General features: G+C 39.2%; 8 protein-coding genes and 1 other annotated feature. All 8 genes read left to right on the forward strand.

From position 1 onward, the window contains the following. Position 1: 1 nt before the first annotated feature. Positions 2-1,315, forward strand: coding sequence for a cell division protein FtsZ (gene ftsZ / locus A3I7_RS0106205; RefSeq protein ID WP_018375922.1), 1,314 nt, complete (start codon positions 2-4; stop codon positions 1,313-1,315). Between the two features lie 2 nt (positions 1,316-1,317). After that, complete coding sequence (locus A3I7_RS0106210; protein WP_018375923.1) at positions 1,318-1,992, forward strand: YggS family pyridoxal phosphate-dependent enzyme; 675 nt, start codon at positions 1,318-1,320, stop codon at positions 1,990-1,992. Between the two features lie 9 nt (positions 1,993-2,001). Next, the gene (locus tag A3I7_RS0106215; RefSeq protein WP_018375924.1) at positions 2,002-2,628 is read left to right on the forward strand and encodes a cell division protein SepF; all 627 of its coding nucleotides are present in this window, start codon (positions 2,002-2,004) and stop codon (positions 2,626-2,628) included. Positions 2,629-2,631: 3 nt separating this feature from the next. Next, positions 2,632-2,889 (forward strand): YggT family protein, encoded by a 258-nt coding sequence (locus A3I7_RS0106220; protein ID WP_018375925.1) that lies wholly within the window; start codon positions 2,632-2,634, stop codon positions 2,887-2,889. Then, on the forward strand, positions 2,876-3,679 hold the full coding sequence (locus A3I7_RS0106225; protein ID WP_018375926.1) for a YlmH family RNA-binding protein: 804 nt from the start codon (positions 2,876-2,878) through the stop codon (positions 3,677-3,679). Before A3I7_RS0106220 ends, A3I7_RS0106225 begins: the two co-directional genes overlap by 14 nt. 10 nt (positions 3,680-3,689) lie before the next feature. Continuing rightward, a complete protein-coding gene (locus A3I7_RS0106230; protein WP_018375927.1) occupies positions 3,690-4,448 on the forward strand; it encodes a DivIVA domain-containing protein in 759 nt (252 codons plus the stop codon). Next, positions 4,437-4,669: a binding site (T-box leader), on the forward strand. (Overlaps the previous gene by 12 nt.) A 133-nt stretch (positions 4,670-4,802) precedes the next feature. Beyond that, entirely contained in the window at positions 4,803-7,601 is a 2,799-nt protein-coding gene (gene ileS / locus A3I7_RS0106235; RefSeq protein ID WP_018375928.1) for an isoleucine--tRNA ligase, read from the forward strand. A 414-nt stretch (positions 7,602-8,015) separates the two neighbouring features. Next, the coding region (locus A3I7_RS0106240; protein ID WP_018375929.1) for an IS110 family transposase at positions 8,016-8,522 on the forward strand (507 nt) is incomplete at its 3' end.

The following is an 8,522-nucleotide window of genomic DNA, read 5'->3' on the forward strand; positions in this document are numbered from 1 at the left end:
AATGGTATTTTCATTTGATGCGGCATCGGTATCAGGTGCAGTAATTAAAGTAATCGGCGTCGGTGGTGGCGGCGGTAACGCTATCAATCGTATGATTGACGAAGGAGTAGCAGGGGTTGAGTTTATAGCGGCTAATACCGATATTCAAGCTTTAAGCTCTTCAAAAGCAGAAACGGTTATCCAATTAGGTCCAAAGTTAACCCGTGGTCTTGGTGCAGGAGGTCAACCTGAAGTTGGTCGCAAAGCAGCTGAGGAAAGTGAAGAAGTGTTGACAGAGGCACTGACCGGTGCAGACATGGTCTTTATCACTGCTGGTATGGGCGGTGGCTCTGGTACCGGAGCTGCTCCTGTTATTGCTCGTATTGCTAAAAGTCTGGGGGCTCTCACAGTTGCTGTTGTTACTCGTCCTTTTGGCTTTGAAGGAAATAAGCGCGGGAACTTTGCGGCTGAAGGAATTGCAGAATTACGTGAACAAGTAGATACTTTACTTATTATCTCAAATAATAATCTACTTGAAATTGTAGATAAGAAAACACCATTACTTGAGGCTTTGAGCGAAGCAGATAATGTTCTTCGCCAAGGTGTTCAAGGGATTACAGACTTGATTACAAGCCCTGGTCTTATCAATCTTGACTTTGCCGATGTGAAAACAGTTATGGCAAATAAAGGGAATGCCCTTATGGGTATTGGTATCGGTACGGGCGAAGAACGTATTGTTGAAGCAGCACGCAAAGCTATCTACTCACCGCTCCTTGAAACCACAATTGATGGCGCAGAAGATGTTATTGTCAATGTTACAGGTGGACTTGATATGACCTTGACGGAAGCTGAAGAGGCTTCATCAATCGTTGCACAAGCTGCTGGTCAGGGTGTGAATATCTGGCTCGGAACTTCAATTGATATGGATATGAAAGATGAAATCCGTGTCACTGTAGTAGCAACAGGTGTTCGAAAAGATCGTGCAGATCAGGTTGCGGGTTTTAGTAGCCAACGCACTTTCACTCAAACTAATGCGCAACAGGCTGCGGGTGCTCAATACGCACAATATGCAACTCAGAAGAATGCACAGCCAAGCTTTGAGAGACAACAAAATTTTGATATGACTGAAACTCATGATATTCCTACGAGTTCACAAGCAACTTCAACTCCGCGTAATCAACAAGGTTCAGCGTTTGGTGGCTGGGATTTGCGTCGCGATAACATTGTTCGACCTGCAGAGGGTGAATTAGATAGCAAATTGACGATGTCAGCTTTCGCTGGAAATGATGACGAAGACGATGAGCTTGAAACCCCTCCATTCTTTAAAAACCGTTAATTATGGATTTTCAAAAAAATAAGGACCTCATTTTTGACGAGGTTTCGCAAGCAGCCGAGGCTGCTCATCGAGATAAGGATTCTGTAACTGTTATTGCGGTTACAAAATATGTAGATTCTGAAACAGCTGAAAAACTTGTGGAAACTGGTATCAAGCACATTGGTGAAAATCGTGTTGATAAATTTCTTGATAAATACAATGCTTTGAGAAACAAAAAACTAATTTGGCATCTAATAGGTAGTTTGCAAAGGCGAAAGGTCAAGGAAGTTATCAATTTAGTTGATTATTTCCACGCTCTCGATTCTGTTAAACTAGCTGCTGAAATTCAAAAACGTGCAGAACATCCAATAAAATGTTTCTTGCAAGTTAATATTTCTGAGGAAGCCAGTAAGCATGGTTTTAAAACATCAGAGGTTTTAGAAGCGTTAGAGCAGATGGAAATTTTTGATAAAGTTGAAATTGTTGGATTGATGACGATGGCTCCGTTTGGAGCTTCTGAGGAAGAACTATCCACTATTTTCAAAACAGCAAATGAACTCAGAAATCAGTTGCAAAAAAAAGAATTTTCGAACGCACCAATGACAGAATTAAGTATGGGAATGAGTGGCGATTTTCCAATTGCTATTCGGGAAGGTTCTACTTTTGTTAGAATCGGAACGTCATTTTTCAAAGAGTAGGAGGTAGAGATGGCTTTTAAAGATACATTTGAAAAATTAATTTCTTACTTTGACACAGATGGAGTGAATGATGTTGAAGAAACTGTAGACGAGCCAGAGTCTGAAATTCACACTCAAAAGTCAAATTCAACAGTAAATGCTCAGAAAACTAGTCAAGTAACTAGATCTAACCAAACTCAAACCCCTAGAACAGCTCAGCGTCCACAGCAAATGCAACCTTCTCCAAGGCAACATGCTCCTGTTCCACCACGTCGTCCGATGGAGGATACTATCCCATCTTCTGTACGTCCTGTTGGTGCTAATCAGGAAAGTTTTCGAGTTGGCCAAGCTTCTGAACAACAAACGACCATCGCTTTGAAGTACCCACGTCAGTACGATGATGCACAAGAGATAGTTGATCTTTTGATCGTTAATGAATGTGTTTTAATTGATTTTCAATATATGCTTGATGCACAGGCACGCCGTTGTTTAGATTTTATTGATGGGGCAAGTAAGGTTTTGTATGGTAAACTTCAGAAGGTAGGACCGTCAATGTTTCTTCTGACACCATCAAATGTTGTCGTTGATATTGAGGAACTAAACCATCAACATCCTGGGCAGGACTTAGGATTTGACTATGATATGAAGAGACGATAATTGATGAATATATTGATACTTGAGATTTTACTTAAAGTCATACAGCTTTATACTTATCTGCTGGTTATTTACGCTTTACTTTCTTGGTTCCCAGGAGCCTATGATTCTGCATTAGGTCGGTTTATTTCCTCTATTGTAGAACCGTTGATTGCTCCCTTTAGGCGTTTAAATCTTCAATTTGCAGGTCTAGATTTCACTATTTGGGCTGTGGTAATTGTTCTGAACGTTTTAACTCGCCTTTTGGCTTATGTTTTACTTTAAGATGGTCAGTGATAACATTTACCAACATTACAAGTCATCTGAATATTCTTTTGTGGAAAAAATTCGTGATCTCATTCTCAAAGTTGAAGCTTCCTACACTTTTACAGTAACTGATTTTTTGAATCCTAGGGAAGTAGAGATAGCAAGAACGCTCTGTCATCCTTACGGTTTACAGGTTATGGCTTCTAGCGATTATTATCCAATGGAATATTCGAAGGTGATTATTGCACCTGATTACTACACTTTTGATTTTTCTGATTTTGAAATAACTTTAGTTGAGATTGCTTATAATACCAAGTTTAATTCTTTAACTCATAGTCAAATTCTAGGGACTTTGATAAATCAACTTGGCATAAAACGGTCTATTATTGGAGATATTCTAGTTCAACCAAATAGAGCACAGCTTTTAATTGATAGTAAAATGGTGTCTTATTTTATAACTAATGTTACAAAAATTGGAAAAGCGAGTGTTCGCTTGGTTGAGATTGATTTTTCAGAAATGCTTGTTTCTGAAAATACTGCTCAAAGTATAGATGTTTTAGTATCAAGTATGCGTTTAGATAAAATCATCGCAACTGTCTTAAAACTATCACGTACTCAAGCGAGTGCACTTATTGAAGCAGATAAAGTCAAAGTCAACTATCAAGAAGTAAATAAAATTTCAGAGTTGCTCCAGGTCGGGGATCGGATTAGTATTCGTGGATTTGGACGTTTTACAATCGTATCAAACAATGGATTTTCCAAAAATGGGAAATATAAATTAACAGTAGATAAAATGACACATAAATAAGGAGAAACTGATGGCACTTACAGCGCTTGAAATTAAAGACAAAACCTTCTCAACGAAGTTTAGAGGTTACAGCGAAGAGGAAGTTAATGAATTCCTTGATATCGTTGTTGAAGACTACGAAGATTTAGTTCGTCGTACGCACGATCAAGAAAATAAAATAAAAGATTTAGAAGAAAAATTAGCTTATTTCAATGATATGAAGGAATCTTTAAGCCAATCAGTTATCTTGGCTCAAGAGACCGCTGAAAAAGTTAAGGCATCAGCTAATAATGAAGCTGCAAATTTGATTAGTAAAGCTAATTACGATGCACAACATTTACTTGATGAAGCAAAATCAAAAGCAAATGAAATTTTACGTGGAGCTGCAAATGAGGCGAAAAGCGTAGCAATTGACACTGAAGACTTGAAACGTCAGACACGTGTCTTTCATCAACGTTTGGTTGCTTCAATTGAGGCTCAGCTAGGTTTGGTGAAATCACCTGAGTGGGATGAGTTGCTTCAACCGACTGCAACTTATCTTCAAGGTTCAGATTCAGCTTTCCGAGAAGTTGTAGAAAAAGTACTGGATGAAAAACTTCCAGAAGTAGTTGATGAAGAGTCAACTGATGCCACGCGTCAATTTTCACCAGAAGAAATGGAAGAATTGCAACGACGGGTTGATGAGAGCAATAAGGTCTTAGAAGAAACACAAAGCTTCAACGTTTCTCAGGAAAATCCAGAAATTAACTTGAATGAAACACAAACCTTTAAATTAAATATTGAGGAATAAGAAAAACAGAATTTGTATTTAATATTTTCAGCGAGCAAGTGATGGTGTAAGACTTGTAATCTCTTAAATGCAAATGATCATTTTCTATCTTTCTATCTGAAGTAAGTAAGATAGGAGGGGTCATCTACCTTACAGATGACAAGAGGGGATAACTATTTTGGCTAATATGTCACAATTAGTTATCCTAAATTAAGGTGGTACCACGAACTTTCGTCCTTATGAAAGTTCGTGGTTTTTATATTTTTTGGCAATGATTGAACGGCAAAAATTAAGTACCGTCTCATTATTATAAGCTTTCAGACTGACAGACTTGTCTGTACTGAATACATTTTTACATCAAATTAAGGAGAAACCATGAAATTAAAAGAAACCCTGAACTTAGGGAAAACTGCTTTTCCGATGCGTGCTGGTCTTCCGACCAAGGAACCACTATGGCAAAAAGAATGGGAAGAAGCAAAAATCTACGATAGACGTCAACAATTAAATGCAGGAAAACCATCCTTCCACTTACATGATGGTCCTCCCTACGCAAATGGGAATATTCATGTGGGACATGCATTAAATAAAATTTCGAAAGATATTATTGTTCGTTCAAAATCGATGTCTGGTTTTCGTGCACCTTATGTTCCAGGATGGGACACACATGGTCTTCCAATCGAGCAAGTGTTGGCAAAACAAGGTGTTAAACGTAAAGAACTTGATCGTGCAGAATATTTAAAAATGTGTCGCGATTACGCCCTCTCACAGGTTGATAAACAGCGTAATGACTTCAAACGTCTAGGTGTCTCTGCTGATTGGGAAAATCCGTACATTACCTTGGTACCTGAATACGAAGCTGCGCAAATTCGCGTTTTTGGTGCAATGGCTGACAAAGGTTACATCTATCGTGGTGCTAAACCAGTTTATTGGTCTTGGTCTTCAGAGTCTGCGTTAGCTGAAGCTGAAATTGAGTACCATGACATTGATTCCACATCTTTATATTACGCCAACAGGGTAAAAGATGGGAAAGGAATCCTTGCAAATGGAACTTATATCGTTGTTTGGACGACTACACCATTTACTATTACAGCTTCACGTGGACTGACAGTTGGTCCAGATATGGATTATGTTTTAGTTCAGCCTGCTGGAGATGACCGTCAATTTTTGTTAGCTGAAGTTTTAGTAGATAGCTTGGCTACAAAATTTGGTTGGGAAAGTTTCGAGCTTATCTCTCGTCATAAGGGTAGCGATTTGGAGTATATCGTTACAGAGCACCCATGGGATGAGACTGTTGATGAATTAGTGATTTTGGGGGACCATGTTACCACTGATTCTGGTACAGGTATTGTCCATACTGCACCATCATTTGGTGAGGATGACTATAATGTTGGCATGAAATATGGCTTAGAAGTTTATGTGACTGTTAACGAACGCGGTCTTATGAACGAATTAGCTGGTCCAGATTTCGAGGGACAATTCTACGATAAGGTTGTTCCAACAGTTCTTGAAAAATTGGGAGATCTACTCTTAGCAAAAGAAGTTATTAATCACTCTTACCCATTTGACTGGCGAACTAAGAAACCAATTATTTGGCGAGCTGTTCCGCAATGGTTTGCTTCTGTATCTAAATTCCGTCAGGATATCCTTGATGAAATTGATAAGACAACATTTTACCCATCTTGGGGACATACCCGCCTCTATAATATGATTCGTGACCGTGGTGATTGGGTCATTTCTCGTCAACGTGCATGGGGAGTGCCACTTCCAATCTTCTATGCTGAAGATGGTACAGCTATCATGACAAAAGAAGTTACCGATCATGTTGCAGATCTTTTTGAAAAAGAAGGCTCAATTATCTGGTGGGAACGTGATGCTAAAGACTTGCTTCCAGAAGGTTTCACTCACCCAGGCTCACCAAACGGTATTTTTGAAAAAGAAACAGACATCATGGATGTGTGGTTCGACTCAGGTTCATCTTGGAACGGTGTTATGAATGCTCGTGAAGGTTTGGAATACCCAGCAGACCTTTATCTTGAAGGTTCTGACCAATATCGTGGATGGTTCAACTCATCCTTAATTACTTCAGTGGCGGTTAATGGACACGCACCATATAAAGCAGTTCTTTCACAAGGTTTTACCTTGGATGGAAAGGGCGAAAAGATGTCTAAATCATTGGGAAATACTATCTTACCAAGTGATGTTGAAAAACAATTTGGTGCAGAAATCTTGCGCCTCTGGGTGACAAGTGTGGATTCAAGTAACGATGTTCGGATTTCTATGGATATCTTGAAACAAACGTCTGAAACTTATCGGAAAATTCGTAACACCTTGCGTTTCCTAATTGCCAATACATCTGATTTTAATCCTAATACAGATGCCATTGCTTTTGAGAGCCTTCGTCCAGTTGACAAATACATGACTATCAAGTTTAATAGTCTGGTTAAAACCATTCGTGAAGCTTATGAAAACTACGATTTCTTGAGCATCTACAAATCTGTGGTTAACTTCATTATTGTTGATTTGTCTGCCTTCTACTTGGATTTTGCCAAAGACGTTGTTTATATTGAAGCTGAAAATGCTGTTGCTCGTCGTCAGATGCAAACCGTCTTTTATGACATTTTGGTGAAAATCACGAAATTATTGACTCCTATTTTACCACACACTGCAGAAGAAATCTGGTCATATTTAGAACATGAAGTAGAAGATTTTGTTCAATTAACAGATTTACCAGAAGCTGAAACTTTTGCTAATCAAGAAGAAATCCTTGAAGAATGGGAAGCTTTCATGACCTTGCGTACACAAGCCCAAAAAGCTCTTGAGGAAGCTCGTAACGCGAAAATCATTGGTAAATCCTTAGAAGCACATTTGACGATTTACGCTGGTGAAGAAGTGAAAACACTCTTGGCTACACTTGACAGTGATCTTGCTCAATTGATTATTGTTTCTCAGTTGACAGTTACGGATCAACCGGCTCCTGAGAATGCTGTGGTATTCGAGAATGTTGCCTTTACAGTCGAACATGCACATGGTGATGTCTGTGAACGTTGCCGTCGTGTTGACGAAACGGTAAGGGAACGTAGCTACAAGGCAACTATTTGTGATCACTGTGCAGTAATCGTTGAAGAAAACTTTGCTCAAGCTGTCTCAGAAGGGTTTGAAGAAAGCACAAAATAGAATGACACTATTTTATAGTTCGGTTAATATAGTCAATTAGTTTATCTTTGATTATTTCGACGTAAGAGGAAACTCCGTTTCCTTATTTCCAACTTCAAACACTCCACTGGATTGTTTGAACTCACTTTGCCGTACTTTACGAAAGTCACTTGCTTCGCATGTCTTATTTCCAGCCTAGAACAGCCTAGAGGCTGTTCTAGCAACCTGCAGCTCGTTGCCTTGTACTAAAAGCTAAACTAAACATACTAAGATTAGTAGTGAAGAAATCTCCGACGGGAGAAAGTACACACTACTTTTTCTTTATGATAAAGTAGAGGTGTCTTGTTAAGTCGAGGGTTCTTTTGACGATAGACGTCGCGTATTGAAAATGACATCACTAAAACAAGGAATCATTCAAGACAAAGAGGTCATATCATGCGTGCAGTTTTCGGGATTGATGTGAGTAAGGTAAGTTCAGAAGTGGACATTCTAGTCAACGGCGAGAAGGTTCATGGCTATACCATGCCCAATGATACCATTGGCTTTGCTCAGCTACTTGGCGATTTGAAAACCGTCCACAAGCCAGAAATCATCTTTGAAGCAACAGGTGTCTACTCTCGCCGTCTCCAAGCTTTTCTAGAAGATAATGGCTATGCTTACACACGACTTAATCCCTTAGAAGCTAAGAAGCAACTGGATAGCTTGCGTGTACGGAAAACCGATCAAATTGACGCTGAAAAACTGGCTCAATCTCAATTTGTGCTGAATCGTAAACCGACTTATGTCCAAGAAGAAGTCTATCAAGATCTGCGAGATTTAAGTCGGTTCTATCAGAACTTAACCGAGGACATCGTTCGAGCTAAAAATCGTCTGCACAAGGTCTTACAAGTCACTTTTCCTGAATTGGAAACTATCTTATCAACACCAACTGGGGAACAATAC

It is taken from the genome of Streptococcus orisratti DSM 15617, assembly GCF_000380105.1.
GTDB lineage: Bacteria > Bacillota > Bacilli > Lactobacillales > Streptococcaceae > Streptococcus > Streptococcus orisratti.